The sequence below is a fragment of the Leucobacter sp. PH1c genome (assembly GCF_000633415.1).
Lineage (GTDB): Bacteria > Actinomycetota > Actinomycetes > Actinomycetales > Microbacteriaceae > Leucobacter.
The window spans coordinates 15,844-35,283 of record NZ_AYMV01000031.1 but is presented as its reverse complement, the minus strand read 5'-3'; the positions used below and the strand labels follow the sequence as shown (position 1 = coordinate 35,283).

The 19,440-nt window shown below is 71.0% G+C and carries 16 protein-coding genes and 3 tRNA genes; 5 read left to right on the top strand and 14 right to left on the bottom strand.

Translation table 11 applies throughout. The annotated features are described in order from the left end of the window. Positions 1 to 107: 107 nt before the first annotated feature. The 5 genes from U874_RS0111140 (at position 108) to U874_RS0111120 (ending at position 6,763) form a co-directional block, all read left to right on the top strand. Positions 108 to 1,349 (top strand): ABC transporter permease, encoded by a 1,242-nt coding sequence (locus U874_RS0111140; RefSeq protein ID WP_025134616.1) that lies wholly within the window; start codon positions 108 to 110, stop codon positions 1,347 to 1,349. Then, entirely contained in the window at positions 1,349 to 3,283 is a 1,935-nt protein-coding gene (locus U874_RS0111135) for an ATP-binding cassette domain-containing protein (RefSeq protein WP_025134615.1), read from the top strand. The genes U874_RS0111140 and U874_RS0111135 overlap by 1 nt, the downstream gene beginning before the upstream one ends. Beyond that, positions 3,280 to 3,759, top strand: coding sequence for a GyrI-like domain-containing protein (locus tag U874_RS0111130; protein WP_025134614.1), 480 nt, complete (start codon positions 3,280 to 3,282; stop codon positions 3,757 to 3,759). Before U874_RS0111135 ends, U874_RS0111130 begins: the two co-directional genes overlap by 4 nt. 149 nt (positions 3,760 to 3,908) lie before the next feature. After that, positions 3,909 to 6,512, top strand: a complete 2,604-nt coding sequence (gene valS / locus U874_RS0111125; protein WP_025134613.1) for a valine--tRNA ligase — start codon at positions 3,909 to 3,911, stop codon at positions 6,510 to 6,512. Positions 6,513 to 6,514: 2 nt separating this feature from the next. Beyond that, positions 6,515 to 6,763: a hypothetical protein gene (locus U874_RS0111120; protein WP_025134612.1), complete on the top strand. Its 249-nt coding sequence runs from the start codon at positions 6,515 to 6,517 to the stop codon at positions 6,761 to 6,763. 18 nt (positions 6,764 to 6,781) lie between these two features. Here the strand turns inward: U874_RS0111120 and clpX are convergent, their stop codons facing one another. The 14 genes from clpX to recO all read right to left on the bottom strand — a co-directional run bounded on the left by clpX (position 6,782) and on the right by recO (position 19,279). Then, positions 6,782 to 8,053 (bottom strand): ATP-dependent Clp protease ATP-binding subunit ClpX, encoded by a 1,272-nt coding sequence (gene clpX / locus U874_RS0111115; protein WP_025134611.1) that lies wholly within the window; start codon positions 8,051 to 8,053, stop codon positions 6,782 to 6,784. Positions 8,054 to 8,166: 113 nt separating this feature from the next. Further along, positions 8,167 to 8,838, bottom strand: a complete 672-nt coding sequence (locus tag U874_RS0111110) for an ATP-dependent Clp protease proteolytic subunit (protein WP_025134610.1) — start codon at positions 8,836 to 8,838, stop codon at positions 8,167 to 8,169. A gap of 27 nt (positions 8,839 to 8,865) precedes the next feature. After that, positions 8,866 to 9,477, bottom strand: a complete 612-nt coding sequence (locus U874_RS0111105) for an ATP-dependent Clp protease proteolytic subunit (protein ID WP_255342054.1) — start codon at positions 9,475 to 9,477, stop codon at positions 8,866 to 8,868. Positions 9,478 to 9,606: 129 nt separating this feature from the next. Beyond that, complete coding sequence (gene tig / locus U874_RS0111100; protein WP_025134608.1) at positions 9,607 to 11,121, bottom strand: trigger factor; 1,515 nt, start codon at positions 11,119 to 11,121, stop codon at positions 9,607 to 9,609. 61 nt (positions 11,122 to 11,182) lie between these two features. Continuing rightward, positions 11,183 to 11,260: transfer RNA gene (locus U874_RS0111095), tRNA-Pro, on the bottom strand. Positions 11,261 to 11,395: 135 nt separating this feature from the next. Continuing rightward, a tRNA-Gly gene (locus U874_RS0111090) sits at positions 11,396 to 11,466 on the bottom strand. 36 nt (positions 11,467 to 11,502) lie between these two features. Then, complete coding sequence (locus tag U874_RS0111085; protein WP_036058128.1) at positions 11,503 to 12,057, bottom strand: gamma carbonic anhydrase family protein; 555 nt, start codon at positions 12,055 to 12,057, stop codon at positions 11,503 to 11,505. Positions 12,058 to 12,169: 112 nt separating this feature from the next. Next, positions 12,170 to 12,242 (bottom strand) — tRNA-Asn (locus tag U874_RS0111080). 92 nt (positions 12,243 to 12,334) lie between these two features. Continuing rightward, positions 12,335 to 13,183, bottom strand: a complete 849-nt coding sequence (locus U874_RS0111075; protein ID WP_025134606.1) for an ATP-binding cassette domain-containing protein — start codon at positions 13,181 to 13,183, stop codon at positions 12,335 to 12,337. A 119-nt stretch (positions 13,184 to 13,302) separates the two neighbouring features. Beyond that, positions 13,303 to 15,228, bottom strand: coding sequence for a DNA primase (gene dnaG / locus U874_RS0111070; protein WP_025134605.1), 1,926 nt, complete (start codon positions 15,226 to 15,228; stop codon positions 13,303 to 13,305). A gap of 71 nt (positions 15,229 to 15,299) precedes the next feature. Next, on the bottom strand, positions 15,300 to 16,556 hold the full coding sequence (locus tag U874_RS0111065) for a deoxyguanosinetriphosphate triphosphohydrolase (RefSeq protein ID WP_025134604.1): 1,257 nt from the start codon (positions 16,554 to 16,556) through the stop codon (positions 15,300 to 15,302). Then, a complete protein-coding gene (dusB, locus tag U874_RS0111060) occupies positions 16,549 to 17,736 on the bottom strand; it encodes a tRNA dihydrouridine synthase DusB (protein WP_025134603.1) in 1,188 nt (395 codons plus the stop codon). Before dusB ends, U874_RS0111065 begins: the two co-directional genes overlap by 8 nt. Positions 17,737 to 17,751: 15 nt before the next feature. Further along, a complete protein-coding gene (locus U874_RS0111055) occupies positions 17,752 to 18,546 on the bottom strand; it encodes an isoprenyl transferase (RefSeq protein WP_025134602.1) in 795 nt (264 codons plus the stop codon). A gap of 10 nt (positions 18,547 to 18,556) precedes the next feature. Beyond that, positions 18,557 to 19,279 carry a DNA repair protein RecO gene (gene recO, locus U874_RS0111050; RefSeq protein ID WP_025134601.1) on the bottom strand — a complete coding sequence of 241 codons (723 nt, stop codon included), beginning with the start codon at positions 19,277 to 19,279 and terminating at the stop codon, positions 18,557 to 18,559. Positions 19,280 to 19,440 lie beyond the last annotated feature (161 nt).

The following is a 19,440-nucleotide window of genomic DNA, read 5'->3' as shown; positions in this document are numbered from 1 at the left end:
GGACGGGCCGCCGCCGTGCGTCCGGGGGTGCCGCGTCGCTCCCCCTGTCCCGCGCGGCGGAAGTGACCTATCCTCAAGGCATCGATGGTGATCTGAGGAGGCGGCGGATGCGCGCAATCATCGTGAAGGAGTTCCGCGAACTCGCGCGCGATCGGCGCACGCTCGCCATGCTCGTCGTCCTCCCCGTCCTGCTCCTCGTCATCTTCGGCTACGCCGCGAATTTCGCGGTCGACCGCATCGACGTGGCCGTGATCGGGTCGGGGTCGTCCGAGCTGAGCACGGATCTCGAGCGGACCGCCGCAGCGCAGGAGAGCATCACGCTCGTCCATCCCGGCCCGGGTGGGGCCGGAAGCGACCGCGACCGCGCGACCGCGCTGCTGCGGGATCGCGCCGCGGACGCCGTCGTCATCGCGCAGTCACCGGAAGGAGCATCCGCCGCGCCTGGCGGAGCATCCGCCGCGCCGGGCGGGGCCTCCATCTCGCCCTCCCTCGCCGAGCGGATGGAGGTGCTCCTCGATGGCAGCAGCCTCTTCACCGCGCAGTCCGCGCAGGGCGTGTTCCTCCAAATCATCGCGGAGGACGGGCAGCGCCGAGCCGCGCAGATCCGGGCGGCGGCGGAAGCGGCCCAGGGAGACGCCGTCGCCGCGCAGTCCGTGCTCACCGCGCTCGCGTCCGCGCCTGCGGCGAGCGCGGATCCGGGTTCGTTCATCACGGTCGCGTTCAACCCCGATCTGCGGACGTCGTGGGTGATGGTGCCCGGGCTCATCGGATTGATCCTGCTCTTCATCGGCGCGCTGATCACGAGCATCGGACTGGTGCGCGAGCGCGAGACCAGGACGCTCGAGCAGCTCGCGGTGATGCCGCTCCGCCCGTCCGCGATCATCTTCGGGAAGATCGCCCCGTACTTCCTCCTCGCACTGGTGGACATGGCCGCGGTCACGGCGCTGGGCGTCTGGGTGTTCGGGGTCCCCTTCGTGGGGAGCGTGCCCGTCTTCACGGTCGCGGCGCTGGTGTTCCTGCTGGTGGTGCTCGGCGCCGGGGTGTTCATCTCCTCCGTCTCCCAGAGCACGGGCCAGGCGATCCAGATGGCGATCCTCTTCGTGGTGCCGCAAGTGCTCCTCTCCGGGCTGATCTTCCCGCTCGAGGCGATGCCCCTCGGGGTCCGGTGGATCGGCTACGCTCTGCCGCTCACGTGGTTCCGCGAGATCAGCCAGGGGATCATGCTGCGCGGTGCGGGCCTCGATACGCTCTGGCCGCCGCTCACGATCCTCGCCGGGATGGCGGTGCTGGTCTTCGGTGCCGCGACCCTCCGGATGCGGCGCTCGCTCACGCACGGCGGGGCGCGCTGATGGCGGCCGTGACGGTGTCCGTGGAGGCGGTGTCTGTGGAGATCGCCGGGCGTCCCGCGCTCACCGGGTTCACCGGAACGTTCTCGCCCGGGACGGTGTCCGCCCTGGTCGGTGGGGATGGGGCAGGCAAGTCGACGCTGCTGCGGGCCCTGTCCGGCAGACTCCGTCCGAGCGCGGGCCGGATCCTCGGCCTGCCGGAGCGCCGTGCGGAGATCGGCGTCCAACCCGCTGAGGCGGGGGTGTGGCGGGCGCTCTCCGTTGCGGAGAATCTCGAGTTCGTCGCGCACGCCTACCGGGTGCCCGCGGCAACGGCGCGCGCCCGGGGCGAGCTGCTGCTCGAGCGCGCCGGCTTACAGCACGCGCGGGGCCGCCTCGCCGGGGCGCTCTCGGGTGGGATGCGGCAGAAGCTGGGCGTGGTGCTCGCCACGCTGCACGAGCCCCGTCTCGTGCTGCTCGACGAACCCACGACGGGGGTGGATCCCATCAGCCGGGCGGAGCTCTGGGCGCTCATCGCCGGGGCGGCGGCGGACGGTGCGACTGTGGTGTTCGCCACGAGTTATCTCGACGAGGCGGAGCGCGCGTCGCAGCTGCACGTGCTGGGCGGTGGTGCGGTGCTGGCGTCGGGGACCGCCGCTCAGATCATCGCGGGGTGTCCCGGGACGCTCTGGAGCGCGGACGCGGCGAGTCCGCCAGCCCGGGCTGCCGAGCGCGGTCCGCTCGCGTGGCGACGCGGCGACGCGGTGTTCGTCTGGGAGCGGGAACCGGGGGCGCCGCCGCCCCCGGGGTTTCGCGCGGCGCGCGCTGACCTGGAGAGCACCTGCATCGCACTGCTGCTACGGGAGGAGCCACGGGGCCCCGGCCCGGCGGCTCCCGCGGCCCCCGCGAATCCCGCGACCCCCGAGACCCCTGGCGCTCCCACGCCCCGTGCGCGGCGGACTGCTGCGGCTCCCGCACGTATCGTGGCGGTCGACGACGCGGTGCAGCGCTTCGGCTCCGTGACCGCGCTCGCCGGTGTCTCGCTCACGGTGGCCCCCGGCGAGATCGTCGGGTTGCTCGGCGGCAACGGGGCGGGGAAGACGACGCTCATGCGCGTCCTCCTGGGGCTCGAGACCCCGAGTGCCGGAAGCGCGACGCTCTTCGGCGGGCCGCCCGACCGCGCTCGGCGCCGACGTCTCGGCTACGTCGCGCAGGGCACCGGGCTGGTGCCCATGCTCTCCGCCACCGAGAACCTCCGCTTCGCGTCCGCCGTGCAGGGCGTTCCCGTCCCGAAGGAGCTCGCCGGCTGGGCCGCGCAGTGGGGGCGCGCGCCCGTGCGGGACCTCCCGCTCGGCTCGCGCCGCCTCCTCGCCTTTGCCGCCGCCTCCGTGCACGCTCCCGAACTGCTCGTGCTCGACGAACCGAGCTCCGGGATGGACGCGCTCTCGCGCACGCGGCTGTGGAAGGAGCTGCACGCCCGGGCGGACACGGGCGCGGGGATCCTCGTCAGCACCCACTACATGCAGGAGGCCGCGCAGTGCGATCGGCTCGTCGTGCTCACCGCAGGCCGGGTGTCCGCTTCGGGCACGCTCGCCGCGGTCGTCGCGCCGTACCGCTCCGTGCGCATCGACACCGCGGAGTGGGGCGCCGCGTTCGCAATGCTCAGGGAAGCCGGCCTCCCCGCGCTCCTCGATGGCCGCACGATCCGGGTTCCGGGGGTGCCTGCTCCGCGCATCGCTGCGGCGCTCGCACCGCTCCACCGGAGCACGGGAGCCGGGGCGGGGGCGCCGGCACGCGCCGACGCGCCGCGGCTCACCGAGGTCCCGGCCACTCTCGACGAGGCGATGCTCCTCACCGCACGCGCGGACGACCGCTCCGAGGGCGAGGTCACGGACCGGCCACGACCCGGGCGCACGCTCTTCCGCACGGCTCCCTCCCCTGGCAGGATGCTGCCATGAGCACCGTCACTCCCCCGTTCGAGAGCCCCGCGCTCGAGGAGCGCGCCGAGCAGCACCTCGCCGTCGTCCGCGAGCGAGTGCAGCTCGACGCCATCCCGGCGCTCTACGACCGGGCCTTCCCCCGCATCTTCGCCGCGCTCGCCCGCGCGGGCGCCGCGCCGAGCGGAGCGCCCTACGCCGTTGTGCACGGCGTGCCCGGGGACACGCTCGATCTCTCGGTCGCGGTCCCCGTCGACGCGCCGTTCACGGGCTCGGAGGGTGTCGATCCCGAGACCCTGCCGGCCGGGACCGTCGCCACGCTGCGTGTGCGCGGCGACTACAGCGGACTGACCGATGCGTACGCGTTCCTCTTCGAGTGGATCGAGGAATCGGGGCGCACGCCGCTCGGCATCGCGTGGGAGCGCTACCTCACGGAGCCGGAGCCGGGAGGCGATCCCGCGGGGAATGAAACGCTGCTCGGCGTGCACCTGGCCTGACGGCGCCGCCGGGTAGACTGGACGGCGTTAACCATCAGGCACCAGGGCGTTCGCGGTGACACGCAGACGACCCGACGACGCGGTGCCGCCCACATCGAACCCGACCGCCCGCGCGAACGCGCGCCGCGTCGAGAACGGAGCCCCCAGCTATGAGCGCGATCCCCGACAAGCCGGCACTCGAAGGCCTCGAAGCGAAGTGGGGGCCGGTCTGGGAGGAAGCGGGGACGTACGCGTTCCCCCGCGAGGGCGCCACCGCCGCTGAGGTCTACAGCATCGACACGCCGCCGCCCACGGCGTCGGGTTCGCTGCACGTCGGCCACGTGTTCTCGTACACGCACACCGACACCGTCGCGCGCTACCAGCGCATGCAGGGCAAGCGCGTGTTCTACCCCATGGGCTGGGACGACAACGGCCTCCCCACCGAGCGCCGCGTGCAGAACTACTACGGCGTGCGCTGCGATCCCTCGCTCCCCTACGTCGAGGGCTTCGTGCCGCCGCACGACGGCGGCGACGGCAAGAGCATCAAGGCTGCGGATCAGCAGCCCATCTCGCGCCGCAACTTCATCGAGCTCTGCGAGCGCCTCACCGTCGAGGACGAGAAGCAGTTCGAGGACCTCTGGCGCACCCTCGGCCTGTCGGTCGACTGGTCGCAGAGCTACCGCACGATCGGCGCGGACTCGCTCCGCGCCTCGCAGCTCGCCTTCCTGCGCAACATCGAGCGCGGCGAGGCGTACCAGGCGCAGGCGCCGACGCTGTGGGACATCACGTTCCGCACCGCCGTGGCGCAGGCCGAGCTCGAGGACCGCGAGCAGCCGAGCGCGTACCACACGCTCGCCTTCCACAAGTCGGACGGCTCGGGCGACATCCTCATCGACACGACCCGTCCCGAGCTGCTCGCCGCGTGCGTCGCGCTCGTGGCGCACCCCGACGACGAGCGCTTCCAGCCGCTCTTCGGCTCCACCGTGCGCACCCCGATCTTCGACGTCGAGGTGCCGATCGTGGCGCACCACCTCGCAAAGCAGGACAAGGGCACCGGCATCGCCATGATCTGCACCTTCGGCGACGTGACCGACGTCATCTGGTGGCGCGAGCTCGACCTCCCGAACCGCGCGATCCTCGGCTTCGACGGCCGCGTGATCAGCGAGGCCCCCGAGGCCATCACCTCCGAGGCGGGCCGCGCGGCCTACGCGCAGATCGCCGGGAAGACCGTCTTCAGCGCGAAGCAGACGATGGTGGAGCTGCTGCAGGCGTCGGGCGAGCTCACGGGCGAGATCCGCAAGATCACGCACCCCGTCAAGTTCTTCGAGAAGGGCGACAAGCCGCTCGAGATCGTGTCCACGCGCCAGTGGTACATCAAGAACGGCGCCCGCGACGAGGCGCTACGCGAGCGGCTCCTGGCGCACGGTTCGGAGCTTGAGTGGCACCCCGACTTCATGCGGGTGCGCTACGAGAACTGGGTCGAGGGCTTGTCCGGTGACTGGCTGATCTCGCGCCAGCGCTTCTTCGGCGTACCGATCCCCGTCTGGTACCCGCTCGACGCGGACGGCAATCCCGTGTTCGACGAGCCGATCCTCCCCACGACCGAGCAGCTGCCCGTCGACCCGTCGAGCGACGTGCCCGCGGGCTTCACCGAGGCGCAGCGCGGCGTGGCCGGCGGCTTCCAGGGCGAGGTCGACGTGATGGACACCTGGGCGACTTCCTCGCTCACCCCGCAGCTCGCGGGGGGCTGGGAGCGCGATCCCGAGCTGTTCGACCTCGTCTTCCCGTACAGCCTGCGCCCGCAGGGCCAGGACATCATCCGCACCTGGCTGTTCTCGACGCTGCTCCGCTCGGAGCTTGAGTCGGGCGAGCTGCCCTGGAAGAACGCGGGCATCTCGGGCTGGATCCTTGATCCCGACCGCAAGAAGATGTCGAAGTCGAAGGGCAACGTGGTGACGCCCGCGGGCATGCTCGAGCAGCACGGCTCGGACGCGGTGCGCTACTGGGCCGCCTCGGCGAAGCTCGGCACGGACGCTTCCTTCGATCCGCAGAACCCCACGCAGATCAAGATCGGTCGACGGCTCGCCATCAAGCTGCTGAACGCGGCGAAGTTCACGCTCGGCTTCGACGCGACGGGCGTCGGCTCGGTCACCGAGCCGCTCGACCGCGCGATGCTCGCCGGGCTCGCGACCGTCATCGAGGACGCCACGCGCGCCTTCGAGAACTACGACCACGCACGGGCGCTCGAACTCACCGAGTCGTACTTCTGGACGTTCTGCGACGACTACCTGGAGCTCGTCAAGGAGCGCGCGCACGGCGCCGCGGGCGACGACGGCACGGGGCAGCCCCGCGCCTCCGCCGTGACCGCGCTGCGCGCCGCGCTCTCGGTGTTCGTGCGTCTCCTCGCCCCGTTCCTCCCGTACGCGACCGAGGAGGTCTGGTCCTGGTTCGGCGAGGGCTCGGTGCACCAGGCGCAGTGGCCCGTCGCGGCCGAGGCGGAAACGCTCGCGGGTGCAGACGCGGACGCGGCGCTCCTCGCGCTCGTCGGCGGCGCCCTCATCGGCGTGCGCGGCGCGAAGACCGCCGCAAAGGCCTCGCAGAAGACGCCCGTGACGCTCGCGGTGGTGCACGCCCCCGCGGCCGACCGGGATCGCCTGCAGCGCGCCGCCACCGACCTCGCCGCTGTGGGCCGCATCGCGGAGCTGCGCATCGAGGCCGCCGAGGTCGACGCGGTCACGGTCGCCGAGATCCAGCTCGAGCAGACGGAGGGCTGATCATGCAGCTGGGGGCGCGCTGGCGCGTGGGCGAGCCGCCGCACCGCGGCGTGCCCCCGGAGCTGCACGATGCGATCGCGGCCCAGGAGGCCGCGCATCCTGCCGCGTCGGCGTGGACGCTGACGTGGCTCGAGGGGCGCCCGCAGTGCGCCCTCGACGATCTGGTCCTCGTGACGCAGACCCCCACGGGCGAGACGGCCGTCCGGCCGCTCGCCGCGGACGATGATGATGAGGACGACTGGCTCGGCTGACACGCCGAGCCGGGAAGGCTAGGCGCTCTCGCGTGCGCCGCGCGCCTGCAGGACGCGCGGACCGGACTCGCCGAGCACCGACTCGCGGGTGACGATCACCTTCGTCACCTCGTCGCTCGACGGCACCTCGAACATGACCGAGCCGAGGACGCGCTCGAGGATGGAGCGGAGCCCACGGGCACCCGTCTTCCGTTCGACGGCCTGCTCGGCGATCGCTTCAAGCGCCGCGTCCTCGAACTCGAGGCTCACGCCGTCGAGCTCGAACATGCGCTGGTACTGCTTCACGAGCGCGTTGCGCGGCTCGGTGAGGATTCGGGTGAGTGCGGGCACGTCGAGCGGGTCGACCGTGGCGACCACCGGGAGACGCCCGATGAACTCGGGGATGAGACCGAACTTGTGCAGATCCTCGGGCTCGACCTTCGCGAAAAGGTTCTCCTCATCGCGGCGCGCCGACACGGGGGCGCCGAAGCCGATGCCGCCCTTGCCGAGGCGAGAACCGATGATCTCTTCGAGCCCGGCGAACGCTCCCGCGACGATGAAGAGCACGTTCGTGGTGTCGAGCTGCAGGAACTCCTGGTTCGGGTGCTTGCGGCCGCCCTGCGGCGGGATCGAGGCGACGGTGCCCTCGAGGATCTTCAGCAGCGCCTGCTGCACGCCCTCGCCGGAAACGTCGCGGGTAATCGACGGGTTCTCGGCCTTGCGCGAGATCTTGTCGATCTCGTCGATGTAGATGATGCCCGTCTCTGCGCGCTGCACATCGAAGTCAGCGGCCTGGAGCAGCTTGAGGAGGATGTTCTCCACGTCCTCACCGACGTAGCCCGCCTCCGTGAGCGCCGTGGCATCGGCCACCGCGAAGGGAACGCCGAGCTGGCGGGCGAGGGACTGAGCGAGGTAGGTCTTGCCGCAGCCCGTCGGGCCGATGAGCAGGATGTTCGACTTCTCGATCTCGACCTGCTCGGAGATCGCGTCCGCGCTGGTGAGCGCCGCGGCGGCCCGCACGCGCTTGTAGTGATTGTAGACGGCGACGGCGAGCGACTGCTTCGCCCGATCCTGCCCGATCACGTATTCGTCGAGGAAGTCCGAGATCTCGCGGGGCTTGTGCAGCGTGAAGTCGCTCGACTCCGTCGTCTGCGTCTCCGCGAGACGCTCCTCGATGATCTCGTTGCAGAGCGCGACGCACTCATCGCAGATGTAGATCTGCGGGCCCGCGATGAGCTGCTGCACCTGCTTCTGCGACTTGCCGCAGAAGGAGCACTTGAGCAGCTCGCTGCTTTCGCCGATCTTGGCCATGCTGAGGCTCCTTCACACTCGGTCGGGGGAACACCATCGAGAATAGCGGGCGCCTCCGACATTGCCGGACGGCACGCCGCGGGCCCCGGGCGACTGCCCGGGGCCCGTGTGCACTACTGGGGAAGGACCGGCTGCGGGTTCTTCCGGCTCGTGAGCACCTGGTCGACGAGACCGTACTCGAGCGCCTCCTGCGCGCTGAGGATCTTGTCGCGGTCGATGTCGCGGTGCACCTCGTCGATCGAGCGCTTCGAGTGCTTCGAGAGCGTCTCCTCGAGCCACTCGCGCATGCGCATGATCTCGCGGGCCTGGATCTCGATGTCCGAGGCCTGCCCGTGCCCGGCCTGGCCGGTCGAGGGCTGGTGGATCAGCACGCGGGCGTTCGGCAGCGCGAGGCGCTTGCCCGGCGTCCCGCCGGCGAGGAGCACCGCGGCGGCCGAGGCGGCCTGACCGAGGCAGACCGTCTGCACGTGCGGACGGATGTACTGCATCGTGTCGTAGATCGCCGTCATCGCGGTGAAAGAGCCGCCGGGCGAGTTGATGTACATCGTGATGTCGCGCTCGGGGTCCTGGCTCTCGAGCACGAGCAGCTGCGCCATCACGTCGTCGGCCGACGCGTCGTCGACCTGGACGCCGAGGAAGATGATGCGATCCTCGAACAGCTTCGCGTAGGGATCCTGGCGTTTGTAGCCGTACGCCGTGCGCTCCTCGAACGAGGGCAGCACGTAGCGCGACTCGGGCATCATGAGGCCGGAACCGCCGGCCTGCGGCATCTGAGAGGTCATCATCGAAAGGCTCGTTTCCTGTCCCATGGTCTAGCGCTTCGTCCCGCCGCCGCCGACGACATCGGACGCGGAGTCCCGGATGAAGTCGACGAAGCCGTACTCGAGCGCTTCCTGCGCGGAGAACCAGCGGTCGCGGTCCCCGTCCTCGTTGATCTGCTCGACGGTCTTGCCGGTCTGCGCGGCGGTGATCTCGGCGAGACGGTTCTTCATCGAGGTGATGAGCTGCGCCTGCGTCTGGATGTCGCTCGCGGTGCCGCCGAAGCCGCCGTGCGGCTGGTGCAGCAAGACACGGGCGTTCGGCGTGATGTAGCGCTTGCCCTTGGTGCCGGCGGTCAGCAGGAACTGGCCCATCGAGGCCGCCATGCCGATGCCGACGGTGACGATGTCGTTCGGCACGAAGGACATCGTGTCGTAGATCGCCATGCCCGCGGTGATCGAGCCGCCGGGCGAGTTGATGTAGAGGTAGATGTCCGCCTCGGGATCCTCGGCTGCCAGGAGCAGGATCTTCGCGCAGATCTCGTTCGCGTTCTCGTCACGCACTTCGGATCCGAGCCAGATGATGCGATCCTTCAGCAGGCGTTCGAACACGCTGTTCGGTGGCGTCTGTTCTGCCATTCGGCGCTCCAATCGTTGGGTCGTGATTCGAGCGTACCGAGTCGGCGGCGCGCGTGCGCCGTTGTTCGCCCTAGGCGCATGCGCGCGGCACCGGGGAGACGACGGAGGCCCCGCACCCGGGATCGGGTGCGGGGCCTCCGCTGCGTGCGACCGAGATTACTCGGCGGCCTCCGCCTCAGCGGCGGCCTTCTTCGCGGCGCGCGTCGCGGCGGCCTTCTTGGCGGCGGCGGAACGAGCAGCCTTCTTGGCGGCCTCCTCGTCGCTCACCTCGGCGTCGTCGGCTGCATCGGCCTTCTTCGCCGCAGCCTTCTTCGCGGGAGACTTCTTCGCCGGCTTCTCGGCGGCGGGAGCCTCCTCGGCCGCGTCGGCAGCGCCCTCGTCCTCGGTCTCGGTGTCGACGGCGGTGAACTCGCTCAGGTCGACGGCCTTGCCGTTCTGGTCGACGACGTTCGCCTTGGCGAGCGCGATCGCGAGCGCCTTGTTGCGGGTGACCTCGCCGAGGATGACGCCCATCTGGTTGCCCTGGCTGATCGCCTGGAGGAACTGGGTGGGCTCCATGCCGTACTGCTGAGCCGACTGGAAGATGTACTGCGAGAGCTCGTTCTGCGTCGGGGTGACCTCCTCGGCCTCCACGATCGCGTCGAGCAGCAGCTGGAGCTGGATCTGCTTCTCCGAGGAGACGCGGACCTCGGCGCGGTGCTCGTCGTCCTCGAGGCGACCCTCGCCCTCGAGGTGACGGTGCACCTCCTCCTCGACGAGCTCCTCCGACACGGGGATGCCGGCCTGCTCGATGAGGGTCTCGGTGAAGAGATCGCGCGCCTGCTGGCCCTGCGCGAACACGGACGCGCGAGCGACCTGCTCCTCGAGGCTCTCGCGGAGCTCGGCGATGGTGTCGAACTCGCTCGCGAGCTGCGCGAACTCGTCGTCGGCCTCGGGAAGCTCGCGCTCCTTGACGGCCGTGAGCGTCAGCGACACCTCGGCGTCGCGGCCCTCGTGCTCGCCGCCGAGCAGCTGCGAGGTGAAGGTCGTGGACTCGCCGGCGGTGAGGGTCTCGACGGCCTCATCGGTGCCCTCAAGCAGGTTGCCCGCGCCGACCTCGTAGGAGACGCCCGAGGCCTGGTCGACCTCTTCGCCGTCGACCGAGGCGACGAGATCGAGCTCGACGAAGTCGCCCGTCTTGGCGGGACGATCCACCGTGACGAGGGTGCCGAAGCGCTCGCGGAGCTTGGTCAGCTCGGCCTCGACCGCGGCGGCGTCGACCTCGGCGTTGTCCACCGTGAGGGTGATGCCGTCGTAGTCGGGAAGCGAGAACTCGGGGCGGACCTCGACCTCGAAGACGAGGCCAAGCGTGCTCTTCGGGTCCTTCGCGTCGGGCCAGTTGGCCACGTCGGCGGTGGGGCGACCCATGGGGCGCTCGTCCGCCTCGGCGAGGGCGGCCTGGTAGAAGTCGTCCAGCGAGTGGTTCACGGCCTCCTGGATGACCGCCTCGCGACCGACGCGCTGATCGATGATCTGCGCGGGGACCTTGCCCTTGCGGAAGCCGGGGATGGACACCTGCTCGGAGATGGTCTTGTACGCCTGCTTGAGGTACGGCTCCAGCTCGTCGAGCGTGACCTCCACGCTCAGCTTGGCGCGGGTCGGAGTGAGCTTCTCAGCTGTCGTCTTCGGCAATTTGGCCTCTCAATGATCGAAAATCGTGCTGCATATCAGCCTGTGTCGGGCCGGGTGACCCTGGTCGGGGCGACAGGATTCGAACCTGCGACCTCCCGCTCCCAAAGCGGGCGCTCTAGCCAAGCTGAGCTACGCCCCGAAAACCGCGAGGTTTCACAGACGGAACGCGCGTTGCGCGCGCAACCCGAGCAAGTCTATCCGAAAGCGCCTGGATCGGCGCATCACGGCGCGGGGGAAACACGAAACCCCCGCGCGGGGCGGGGGTTTCTCTCGGAGGGGATGACGGGAATCGAACCCGCGTAATCAGTTTGGAAGACTGAGGCTCTACCATTGAGCTACATCCCCGTGGCGCACGCGCCGGGTGCCGAAGCACCTCACCGATCATAGTGCATCGGGCGAAGCCTCCGCGATCCCGGCCGCCGTGGCGCGTGTCGCGGCCGCGTGGTGCGCGGTGTGCCGCAGGTAGATCTCTGCGTTCTCGCGGACGCTGTCCCGTTCCTCCGGGCGCAGCTCGCGGACCACGCGCCCGGGGACGCCGGCGACGAGCGAGTGCGGCGGGATCACGACCCCCTGGGGCACCAGCGCGCCCGCGGCGACGAGCGATCCCGCCCCGACGACCGCGCCGCTCAGCACGGTCGCGCCCATGCCGATGAGGCAGCCGTCCTCGATCGTGGCGCCGTGCACCACCGCGTTGTGCCCGACCGAGACGTCGGCGCCGATCACCGCGGGATCCCCCGCCTGCGTGTGCACGACGACCCCGTCCTGGAGGTTGCTCCGGGCGCCGATGCGCACCGCATCCGAGTCGCCGCGCACGACGGCGTTGTACCAGACGCTCACGGACGCTGCGATCTCGACCGCGCCGACGATCACGGAGCCCGGCGCGAGCCAGGCGGAGGCCGCGATGCGCGGGCTACGATCCGGATCGAGCTCGATCACGAGCCCCTGGCCCGTGCCGCGCCCGGCGCGAGCGCCCTCATCTGCTGCATGCCCCACGATGGACCTCCTTGACGACGAAAAGGCCCCCACCATACGGTGAGGGCCTTGATCGCTCCCCCGGCTGGGCTCGAACCAGCGACATCCTGATTAACAGTCAAGCGCTCTGCCAACTGAGCTACAGGGGATCATTGCGTTGCAACCAGATTATCGTACCAAGGCCGGGAAAGCGGATGCAAATCCGACCCGGCCCCGCGCGGCCTCCGGGCGCGCCGCCCGCTTACTCGTCGGCGATCTCGTCGTACGCGGTCGCGCGCAGCGCCTGCGCGAGCCGCTGCACGTAGCCGTGATCCGCGTTGCGGAAGATCTCGTTGATGTCGCCGTGCCCCACGAGCCGCCCCTGCTGCATCACGAGCACGTCCTGCACGAGGGCCTCGAGCATGCCGATGTCGTGGCTGATGAGCAGCATCGTCGCGCTCGTGCGCTCGCGGTACCACCGGAGCAGGTCGACGATGCGGGGCCGATTGTTCGCGTCGACGCCGAGTGTCGGCTCGTCGGCGACGAGCACGGTCGGATCGAGCATGAGCGCGCGCATCACGGCGACGCGCTGGCGCTGCCCCTTCGACAGCTCGTAGGGGTACTCCTGCAGCTTCGCGAGCGGCAGCGCGACGATGTCCATCATCTCGGCGATCCGCTCACCGAGCGCCTCGCGGTCGAAGTCCTTGCTCCGCTCGACGATCGGTTCGAAGAGGATGTCTCCCACGTTGAGCTCGGGCGTGAGCGTCGCGCCCGCGTCCTGTCCGAGGTGCCCCACGTAGGCCGTGAGCCGCCCGCGGCTTCGACGGCTCAGCCGGCGCATGGGCACGTCGAGCACGGTCGCCGCGCCGCCCGTGAGCTTGATCCGGGCCGCCTTCTCCCCCGCGTCGGCCGCGCGGCCCGCGAGGAACCGCGCGATGGTCGACTTCCCCGAGCCGCTCTCGCCGAGCAGTGCCATGACCTCGCCGCGCCCCACCTCGAAGGAGACGCCCTCGACGGCCTCGAACTCCTTGCCCCCGGCGTGGGCCGGGTAGGAGAGCGAGAGATCGGAGACGCGGATCGCGGGAGCCGCGTCGAGGTTGGGATGAGCCATGGTTCGGGTCTCCTCGGGTGGACGGATGGGGTCGAACGGACGGGCACCGCCGCACGGCGGGCCGTGTGCGCAAGCCTAGGGGACGACGGGGGCGTGCGCCGGGCGGCTGCGCGCCGTGTTCACTCCTCGCGCAGGCCGCGCCGGGCCGCTTCGAGGGCGACGAGCTGCTCCTGGAGGCGGCGCGAGCCCGGGTCGGACGGATCGCCGATGCGCTGCATGCGGGCGAGGAGCTCCTGCTTCAGCCCGACGAGGTCCCGGTCGAGCAGCGAGACCACCACGTCCCGCGCGTACACCGGCAGCTGCTCGGCTCGGCGCTCGGGCATCGGGAGCACCGTCAGCTCGCGGAACAGTCCGCGATGCGTCTCGGGCGTGGCGGCCGACACGGTCTCGAGCCACTCGGGCGTGCCGAGCGCGGGCAGCGCCGCGGCGATCGCGTCGCGCACGATCCGGAGGTTGGGCTCCATCACCTGCGCCGTCGCGGCCTGTTGCAGAAGCTCCGCGCCGATCGCCTCGCCCTGCTGCAGCATCGCCATGAGCGCGTCCCGTTCGAGCCGCGTCGTCGGCAGGTTCCGAAGCGCGGCGATCCCGAGCGCGGGAGGAGCGCCGGGGCCCGCCGGGCCGCCCGGCCCACCGGGACCCGACTGGCCCGAGGGGCCGCCCGCGTCGAAGTCGGCGTGGGGCCCGTTCGGTCCGTTTCCGCCGTTCGGGCCGCCCGGCCCGCGGCCGCCGCTGCGCTCTGCCGAGCGCACCGCGTGCTGCACCTCGGCGAGATCCACGCCAAGCATGCGCGCGAGTTCACGCGCATAGCCGGGCCGGAGCGAGGGATCCTTGATCTCCGCGACGATCGGGGCCGAGGCCCGGAGCGCCGAGACCCGCCCCTCGACCGAGTTCAGATCGAAGCGCGACACGGCCTGCCGCAGGGCGAACTCGAACAGCGGCTGCTTCCGCGTGAAGAGCTCGCGCACCGCCTCGTCGCCTCGGTGGAGGCGCAGATCGCACGGGTCGTAGCCCTCGGGCGCGACCGCCACGTAGGTCTGAGCCGTGAAGCGCTTCTCCTCGCTGAAGGCGCGGAGCGCGGCCTTCTGACCCGCCTCGTCCGGATCGAAGGTGAAGATCACCTCGGCCGCTGTGTCGTCCCCCATGATCCGGCGCAGCACGGAGATGTGCTCCTTACCGAAGGCCGTCCCACAGGTCGCGACGGCGGTGTCGATGCCCGCCAGGTGGCAGGCCATGACATCGGTGTAGCCCTCGACCACGACGGCGCGCTTCCCGCGCGAGATCGCGCGCTTCGCGAGGTCGAGGCCGTAGAGCACCTGAGACTTGTGGTAGACCGGGGTCTCCGGGGTATTCAGGTACTTCGGACCGTTGTCATCCTCGTAGAGCTTGCGTGCGCCGAACCCGATCGTCTGCCCGCTCGTGTCACGGATCGGCCAGACGACGCGGCCGCGGAAGCGGTCGTACACGCCCCGCTGCCCCTCCGAGACGAGGCCGGCCTGCGCGAGCTCCGCCGGCGTGAAGCCCTGCGCCTTCAGGTGGTCGGTGAGCCCGTTCCAGCCGCGCGGCGCGTAGCCCACGCCGAAGCGCTCGGCCGCGGCCGGATCGAAGCCGCGCTGCTCCAGGAAGGCGCGCCCCGCGCCGCCCTCCTCGCTCGCGAGCTGTTCGACGTAGAACGCCGCGGCAGCCTGGTTCGCCGCGAGCAGGCGCGCCCGGTTGGGCCCGTCCTCGCGCTGGTACCCGCCCTCCTCGTAGGTGAGCACGTAGTGGATGCGGGCGGCCAGCCGCTCGACGGACTCCGCAAACGTCAGGTGGTCCATCCGCTGGAGGAACGTGAAGGCGTCGCCCGACTCCCCGCAGCCGAAGCAGTGGTAGTAGCCGAGGGCCGGCCGCACGTGGAAGCTCGGACTGCGCTCGTCGTGGAAGGGGCAGAGGCCCTTCATCGAGTCGATGCCGCCGTTCTTGAGCGTCACGTAGTCGCCCACGAGATCGCCCAGATTGGTGCGCCGCTTCACTTCCTCAATGTCGCTCGCGCGGATCCGGCCTGCCATACCCGCCAGCTTACCGCCGCGGCCGCCGCCCCCGCTCGGCGTCCACGGCGGCCTGGGTGCCGCGCCGCCCCTCAGACGAGCGGGATGTCACAGTGCTGTTTGTGCCAGGCGATCGCGGCCTGGTCGGTGAGCGAGGCGACCTGATCGACGACGGCGCGGCGCGCGCCCGCCTCGTCGCTCGCCGCCCGGTAGTCGGCGGCGAACGCCGGCTCAAGCGCGTGCTCGCCGGACGCCCAGAGCGCCTCGAGGAGTTCCGTGAGGAGGTCGCGCTGACGGCGGTAGGTGGGCTGCCGGCGCCCGCTCGCCATGACGAACGCGGCGACGATGCCCTTGAGCACGGCGATCTCGGCGCGGATCTCGGCGGGCACGACGACCCCCGAGCCGTAGCGCGCGAGCGGGCGGCCATCGGCCTCCGCCAGCGTCGCCGTGATCGACGAGCGGGCGAATCGGCCGATCATGTCGCTCGTGAAGTTCTTCAGCTGGGCCTGGTGCGCACGCGAGCCGTCCCAGCGGGTGAGCCAGGTGTCCGTCTCGGCGATCCGGTCGTAGGCCGCGCCGAGCTCGTCGCTCGTGAAGGACCCGCCCGCCCACTCCGACACCGCGCGGATCAGGGACTCGTGCCCCGAGCGCGCCGTGAGAATCTCGGGGTCGATGTACTCGCTCACGACCGCGTCCTCGAAGTCGTGCACGGAGTAGGCGATGTCGTCGGAGAGGTCCATCACCTGCGCCTCGGCGCACTTCACCCGCGCGGGGGCGCCGGCCCGCAGCCAGGTGAAGACGGGCTCGTCGTCCGCGAAGTAGCCGAACTTCACGCTTCCGGGCTCCGCCTCGGCGAGACTCCAGGGGTACTTGCAGCTCGCGTCGAGCGTGGCCCGGGTGAGGTTCAGCCCGAGGCTCGCACCGTCGGCGGCGAAGCGCTTGGGCTCGAGCCGGGTGAGCAGGCGCAGCGTCTGCGCGTTGCCCTCGAAGCCGCCGGCGTCGACCGCCCACGCGTTGAGCGCTTTCTCGCCGTTGTGCCCGAAGGGCGGGTGCCCCAGGTCGTGCGCAAGGCAGGCCGTGTCGACCACGTCCTGCGCGAGGCCGAGCGCGACGGCGAGCTCACGACCGATCTGCGCGACCTCGAGCGAGTGCGTGAGGCGGTTGCGGGCGAAATCGATCCCCGCGGTCGGGCTGAGCACCTGCGTCTTCGCGGCGAGCCGGCGCCAGGCGCTCGAGTGGAGCACGCGAGCCCGATCCCGCGCGAAATCGCTGCGCGCACCGCCGTGCGTCTCCGGCGCGAAGCGCTCCGCGTCCTCGGGCGTGTAGCCCGCGGGCAGCGCCTCAGCCACCCGAATCGTCCCGCTCGGCCTCGGCCAGGTCGGCGAAGTCGATGCCCTCGCTCGTGCGGCTGTTCAGCCACCCATCCGGCAGGTGCACGCGCTTCGGCGAGCCCGCGCGGCCGCGCTGCCCCTCGGCGCCCTCGCCCGGGTACGGCATCTCCGGATCCATCGTCGCGAAGATCTCGTCCATCTGTGCGAGCGACTCGACCGTCGCCAGCGCGCGGCGGGTGTCGCCGCCCACGCCGTAGCCCTTGTAGTACCAGGCCACGTGCTTGCGGATGTCGCGACAGGCCCGATCCTCCTCGCCGTCGAAGAACTGGATCAGCAGCTCAGTGTGGCGCCGCATGGCCTCCATGACGAAGCCGAGCGGCGGCTTCGCGATCGCCGCTTCCGCCTCGTCCCAGCTGATCTCGCCGGCCTCGGCCCGGAAGGCGGCCGCGAGATCGCCGAAGAGCCACGGCCGCCCCAGGCAGCCGCGCCCCACGACGACCCCGTCGCAGCCGGTCTCACGGACCATACGGATCGCGTCCTCGGCGGACCAGATGTCACCGTTGCCGAGGATCGGCACGCTCGTGATCGTCTCCTTGAGCGTCGCGATCGACGACCAGTCGGCCTGCCCGGAGTAGAACTCGTTGGCCGTGCGCCCGTGGAGCGCGATCGCCGCGACGCCCGCCCCCTCGGCCGCGCGTGCGGCGTCGAGGAAGGTCAGGTGATCCTCGTCGATGCCCTTGCGCATCTTGATCGTGAGCGGGATGTCCCCCGCCGCCTGCACGGCGCCCGTCACGATGGCCTCGAACAGGTCGCGCTTCCACGGCAGCGCGGAGCCGCCGCCCTTCCGCGTCACCTTCGGCACCGGGCACCCGAAGTTCAGGTCGATGTGATCGGCGAGATCCTGGTCGACCAGGAAGCGCACCGCCTCGGAGACCGTCTTCGGGTCGACCCCGTAGAGCTGGATGGAGCGCGGCGTCTCGCTCTCGTGGTGCTTGATGAGGCGCAGCGACGCGGGCGTGCGCTCCACGAGCGCGCGGCTCGTGATCATCTCGCTCACGTAGAGGCCGGCGCCGTACTCGCGGCAGAGCCGCCGGAACGCGGTGTTCGTGATCCCCGCCATGGGGGCGAGCACGACGGGAACGTCGAGGGTGAGCGGGCCGATCCGGAGCCGGGAATCGGGAAGAGTCTGGGCAGTCATATCACGCCCATTGTCTCATGCGGCGGGGTCCGCCGTCGGCGTATCCACAGCGCCGCCGAAGCGCCGATCCCGCGCATGGTAGATCTGGATCGCGCGCCACAGCTCCTCGCGGCTGAAGTCGGGCCAGAGTGTGTCGAGGAACACCATCTCCGCGTACGCCGACTGCCAGAGCATGAAGTTGCTCGTGCGCTGCTCCCCGGAGCTGCGGAGGAAGAGATCCACATCGGGCAGCTCGGGCACGTACAGGTGCCGCTCCAGCGTGCGCTCCGTGATGCCGCCCGGCGTCAATCTGCCGCTCTCCACGTCCGCCGCGATCGCGCGCACCGCGTCGACGAGCTCGTTGCGGCCGCCGTAGTTCACGCACATCGTCAGCGTGAGGCCCGTGTTGTTCGCGGTCTCCCGCTCCGAGGCGCGCAGCTCGTTGATCACCGAGCCCCAGAGCTTCGGCTTCCGCCCCGCCCACCGCATGCGCACGTTCCAGGCGTGGAGCTGCGCGCGGCGGCGGCGCAGCACGTCCCGGTTGAAGCCCATGAGGAAGCGCACCTCGTCGGGTGAGCGGCGCCAGTTCTCCGTCGAGAAGGCGTACACGCTGAGGTGCGTGACGCCGGCCTGGATCGCGCCCGCCACCACATCGAGCAGCACCTGCTCCCCCATGCGGTGCCCCTCGACGCGCGACAGCCCGCGCTGGTTCGCCCAGCGCCCGTTGCCGTCCATCACGATGGCGACGTGCTTCGGAGCGGGGCCCGCGAAGCGGGGCGGCTGGGCCCCCGTCCAATCGACCTGAACGAGAGCGTCGGGAGCGGCGTGCATGCAGACGATTCTAGAGCCGCGGCGTCGAGAAGGAGCGCAGGCCGCGCTCCAGGTGCCACTGCGTGTAGGCGGCCACGATCCCCGCGGCCTGCCCGCGCTCCCGCTCGGAGGCCGCGAGCGCCGTGTCCCAGTCGCCCGCGAGCAGCGCGCGCAGCAGCACGATGCTCCCCGGATCGAGCCGCGGGGCGCCCGGCGGGCGGCACTCCTCGCACACGACGCCGCCGAGCTGCACCACGACCGCGGTGTGCGGGCCGGGCGCGCCGCAGCGCACGCAGTCGGCGAAGCCCGGCGTCCAGCCCGCCTGCGCGAGGGCGCGCAGCAGGTAGCCGTCGCGCACGAGCTCGCTCGGGATCTTCGCCGCCGCGAGCGTGCGGAGCGCGCCGACCAGCAGCGTGTAGAACGCGGCCGTCGGCTCCCCCTCGGCAAGCTTCTCGGCCGCCTCGACCATCGCGCTGCCCGCCCGGTAGCGCTCGTAGTCGGCGCTGATCGCAGGGCCGTACGCGCCCACCGTCTCGGCCTGCGTGATCGTGTCGAGCGTGCGCCCCTCGAAGCACTGAATGTCGGCCACCATGAACGGTTCGAGCCGCGCCCCGAACTTCGAGGACGTACGCCGCACACCCTTCGCGACGGCGCGCAGGATGCCCCGCCCGCGGGTCAGGAACGTGACGATACGGTCGGCCTCGCCGAGCTTGTGCGTGCGGAGCACCACGCCTTGTTCACGATAGAGGGGCACCTCTCCAGTATCGCGCACGCAGCCGGGCGTTCCCGGCGCTCCGGAAGCTCAGGGAACGCCCGGAGCTCCCCGATCCAACAGGAGAAATCGCGAATCTCGGATCGAAACCCCGATTTCCGTCCGAGATTCGCGATTTCTCCTGCGGGAACGGAGCGCGCCGC